Source organism: Haloarcula amylolytica JCM 13557 (genome assembly GCF_000336615.1).
Lineage (GTDB): Archaea > Halobacteriota > Halobacteria > Halobacteriales > Haloarculaceae > Haloarcula > Haloarcula amylolytica.
On record NZ_AOLW01000062.1, the window covers coordinates 1 to 3,347 of the forward strand.

Annotated in this window: 6 protein-coding genes; 3 read left to right on the top strand and 3 right to left on the bottom strand. The window is 52.9% G+C overall.

Annotation, left to right across the window (positions count from 1 at the left end; translation table 11 throughout):
• Positions 1–744: 744 nt before the first annotated feature.
• The 3 genes from C442_RS21200 to C442_RS21675 all read right to left on the bottom strand — a co-directional run bounded on the left by C442_RS21200 (position 745) and on the right by C442_RS21675 (position 1,797).
• A complete protein-coding gene (locus C442_RS21200) occupies positions 745–987 on the bottom strand; it encodes a UPF0058 family protein (protein WP_008313536.1) in 243 nt (80 codons plus the stop codon).
• A 371-nt stretch (positions 988–1,358) separates the two neighbouring features.
• Complete coding sequence (locus C442_RS19560; protein WP_008313537.1) at positions 1,359–1,595, bottom strand: HalOD1 output domain-containing protein; 237 nt, start codon at positions 1,593–1,595, stop codon at positions 1,359–1,361.
• Positions 1,585–1,797: a hypothetical protein gene (locus tag C442_RS21675; RefSeq protein WP_152418500.1), complete on the bottom strand. Its 213-nt coding sequence runs from the start codon at positions 1,795–1,797 to the stop codon at positions 1,585–1,587. The genes C442_RS19560 and C442_RS21675 overlap by 11 nt, the downstream gene beginning before the upstream one ends.
• A 546-nt stretch (positions 1,798–2,343) precedes the next feature.
• Between C442_RS21675 and C442_RS21905 the strand changes: the two genes are divergently transcribed.
• From C442_RS21905 to C442_RS23240, 3 genes are all read left to right on the top strand, one after another.
• Positions 2,344–2,514 carry a hypothetical protein gene (locus C442_RS21905; RefSeq protein WP_161606640.1) on the top strand — a complete coding sequence of 57 codons (171 nt, stop codon included), beginning with the start codon at positions 2,344–2,346 and terminating at the stop codon, positions 2,512–2,514.
• Between the two features lie 7 nt (positions 2,515–2,521).
• Positions 2,522–3,001, top strand: a complete 480-nt coding sequence (locus C442_RS19565; protein ID WP_008313539.1) for a hypothetical protein — start codon at positions 2,522–2,524, stop codon at positions 2,999–3,001.
• 83 nt (positions 3,002–3,084) lie between these two features.
• Entirely contained in the window at positions 3,085–3,237 is a 153-nt protein-coding gene (locus tag C442_RS23240; RefSeq protein ID WP_449404572.1) for a DUF7837 family putative zinc-binding protein, read from the top strand.
• The last annotated feature ends 110 nt before the right edge of the window (positions 3,238–3,347 follow it).

The following is a 3,347-nucleotide window of genomic DNA, read 5'->3' on the forward strand; positions in this document are numbered from 1 at the left end:
ACTGCAAGGAGCGTCCTCGTTCCGGCGAGGGAGCGCCGGCCGCGAGGGTTCCTCACCCGGATCGCGCGCGACTCCGACGCGTGCGTTCGATTCTGCTGTGCTGTGCCGTAGCAGTCGGGTGGGACTGAAAGGGGCACGCCGCTGGCGTTTGTTGTAGTCGGGTCAGCGACCCCTATCCGAACGTAGTGAGGATATGTCGCTGAGCGACCGCCAGCGGCGTGGGGCTTTCAAGGTGTGCTGGTCCGACACCGAGTCCGCCGTCGCGATTCCGTTCGGAGTAGTACCGCAGGCCCCAGCAGTCCCGTCGAAGACAGGAGTGCCGNCGAAGTGCCGTCTCCCCCGACACCGTCACGAGTGCCACACGACTCGACTCTAGGCCCAGCAGTGCCAGAACCTCCCTCCCGTCACACACGAGACAAATCCCACCCGAACCCTCTCCGCCGGCCATCGGTCCACGTACCGGCTCCGGCAAGAGCGAGCGTGCCGCCCAGCGGCGGCTGCCCGGCGGTCAGACGACACACCAGCCAACCATCCGTTCCTGCCCGGCCGTCAGTCCCACGCCGACACACGTTCGTTGCTCGCGCTCTCAGCCGGCCTGCCAGCCCCACGCTGCTATCTACCAGGCATCCGAGGGTATCATACAACGCTTCCCACACTACCTATGACCCTCCCAACAAACGGTCAGTACAGGCGAAGTAGGTACCACAGCAAAGGGCAGTGGCTGGTAGCGATACGTGACTCTCGTTATCGATTCACTGATTGCTTCTGGCCATCAGTGTGTGTCTCTTTGAGGCATGGTTCGATGGCACTATTAAGGACTATAATCGCTTCGCAGTGGTTCTGTTTCGACTTGTGAATGCTCGTGGGACGCGTCCCAAGTGCGTCATATGCAGAGAGCGTTTCAGCTGACATGGCTTCGTTCTCGATCAAATATCGTGTGACTTCCGCGAGCAGAGCGTGAATATGGATGTATTCTTTTTTGCGCATGATTGCGTCTCAATTGAGTGGGGTGGTTGGACGTTCACGGTGGTACATTCGAATCGTGCCTCATCTCTGATCCATCAGTGGTTTGTGATTGAATTAGGGACGGGTTGGGAGACGATAGTGTGGGTAGTGAAGGTGGGAACACAGTGAGTGTTAGAACTACGGAAGGATGTAGTCCTCTCCCATGTCAATTATGTCTGTGAATAGGTATCAATCCACAGGATATCTCAGTTAATCAATAGTGACAAAGTCAGTGACAGAACGACAGATTACAATTGGCCACGACACACGTTAGGCAAACCAACTGGTTTCAAAGTGTTATAGAACCGTTGTCATACCTGTACTACACTTCCAAGGCTCACCTAGGAGGCTGTTCACATTTGTTCGCCGTCAATGAGGATAGTATCGTTTCCCGTCACTTCTACGACGTGGTTTTCAGTTTCGAACTGGAGTCTCCACGCATCACTCTCGTGGGCCACTAACCTTTGTATCGCCTCTGTCGAGACATCGCGGTGAAGACACATATCCATACTTTCTGAGTTTGTTTTCTCTACCTCGGATACAGCCTCAATAATTTCCCCAATGATAATTTCGCTCATGTCAGCACTCATTATTCAGAACCTCAACCCCTTTCTCGTTGAATCTTGGGCCTTTCTTCACAACATTGCTATTTTTGTCCCACTTGACTACTCTTTGTTCCTCTAATTCAGCAAGAGAGAGATGATTCAACGCAAGACGAAGTTTCGCCACTTCTTCACTGGCTGAGGTTGGGTTGCCGTGAGGTGTATCACCCCATCTGTTGTAAACAGCCATTTCTTAGTCTATGATTTTCTATACTAATTAGTCCCACCGAATTTCACTCTCACTACTATTATTATTAATTGGGTTACAAGTCTCAGATTCCTCAGTAAGCAGACGTAGTGGGCGGATAGTCCCCCCAGAAGTCATGAAACAAACTACCCTGTAAACTGCTCTACGACACCGTAACCAGGCATCCGTCTGCTTCGCCCGGCCGTCTGCCCCACGCTGCAAGGGACCGACTGCCAGCGTCAGTGCCAGTCGTGTCCCTCTCGTCTCCAACCGCGCGCGACTCCGATATGTGTCGCCACTCCTAGTGAATTCCCCTTTTCAGTCCCGTACAAGACCGATGGTAGAAGAGGACTGAAGGAGCCGTGCTATCGACGAACGCTGATAAAGCTGGAAGCGTTCCGATCTGACCGGTGTCTCGGGGAGCCTTGGCACAGAGAGACCGTGTCTATGCCAGTATTGTTGCTTCGGACTGGGATATCGAACCGGCTGTCCGGTGACATTCTGGTTCCACCCCAACGCTTATTCAATAATAACTGGTATGCCAACTATATGAGCGAGGAATCGGCACGGATCTACAATCGAGCACGCCGAAACGGGGTTTCCTCAGTCGATGCGTGGGAGGACCTGCAAGCACTCTCCGAGGATATCGACTGGGACATTGAGCGAATGCTATCTGACTCTGTTACATCTACTGATGCGGACCGTGAACTACCACAGTAACTTCTGAATGGATGTTTTTGACTCGAATATCTGGATATTCGGCCTGACACAGACGTGTGAGGAAGCGGTTTCGCTCGTCGACAAAGCGATCCAAAGTGCCTATCACGTCGGTGTGAGCGCATATATTTTCGAAGAAGTGATGCACAATCTCCAGCGTTCTGACCACGACCAGAAACTAATCGAGCGAGTGCAAACCCGCTTTGCTGACATCGTCTACGGAAACCCAACCATTCACGGGCCAACTCAGACAGAAATCCGCGAAATCGATCTGAATTCAGTCCGCCAGGACCCTCGTGTCCAAGCGATGGGAGAGGCATTCGATATTCAAAACAAAGACGTCCCGATCGTCGTCTTTGCCCGGCAGTGTGCTCATCCACAGGATACTCCAGAGGTAGTGATTCACACGGCCGACCGCGAATTTTCTCGTTTTACCCCGCAGCAATACTTTGAGAACATCGCAATGCAATATGTGGACTGCTCATCTTAGAAATCCGGTGAACACTTATTTTCGAGGCAATTCGAGTTGTCATTGGAAAGAACATTGTCACACGCTCTTTCCATCCCCTTTCCATGCCCGATGATACGCAAAGCGTTGGTCGCTGTCCGGATTGCGACAACCAGATCACAACTGCGTGGATTCTGGTTGAATACGAGAAAGATGACGGCACAGAGGGTGTCTGGGCCGAGTGTCCGTCGTGTGAGGACGTTGTTGCGCCAGAGTGAATTCAGGCAGAATCAAGTACGTCTACAGGCGGAGCAGGCCGAGTGCCTCGGGGCTTGACCCCGGGGGTGAAGGCCGTAAGCTCAGGTAAGTGTTCCACTTTCACTGTGGA

Coding starts and splice junctions, on each gene's coding strand:
- C442_RS21200 (WP_008313536.1), bottom strand. CDS start 987: ATGCGCAAAAAAGAATACATCCATATTCACGCTCTGCTCGCGGAAGTC.
- C442_RS19560 (WP_008313537.1), bottom strand. CDS start 1,595: ATGAGTGCTGACATGAGCGAAATTATCATTGGGGAAATTATTGAGGCT.
- C442_RS21675 (WP_152418500.1), bottom strand. CDS start 1,797: ATGGCTGTTTACAACAGATGGGGTGATACACCTCACGGCAACCCAACC.
- C442_RS21905 (WP_161606640.1), top strand. CDS start 2,344: ATGAGCGAGGAATCGGCACGGATCTACAATCGAGCACGCCGAAACGGG.
- C442_RS19565 (WP_008313539.1), top strand. CDS start 2,522: ATGGATGTTTTTGACTCGAATATCTGGATATTCGGCCTGACACAGACG.
- C442_RS23240 (WP_449404572.1), top strand. CDS start 3,085: ATGCCCGATGATACGCAAAGCGTTGGTCGCTGTCCGGATTGCGACAAC.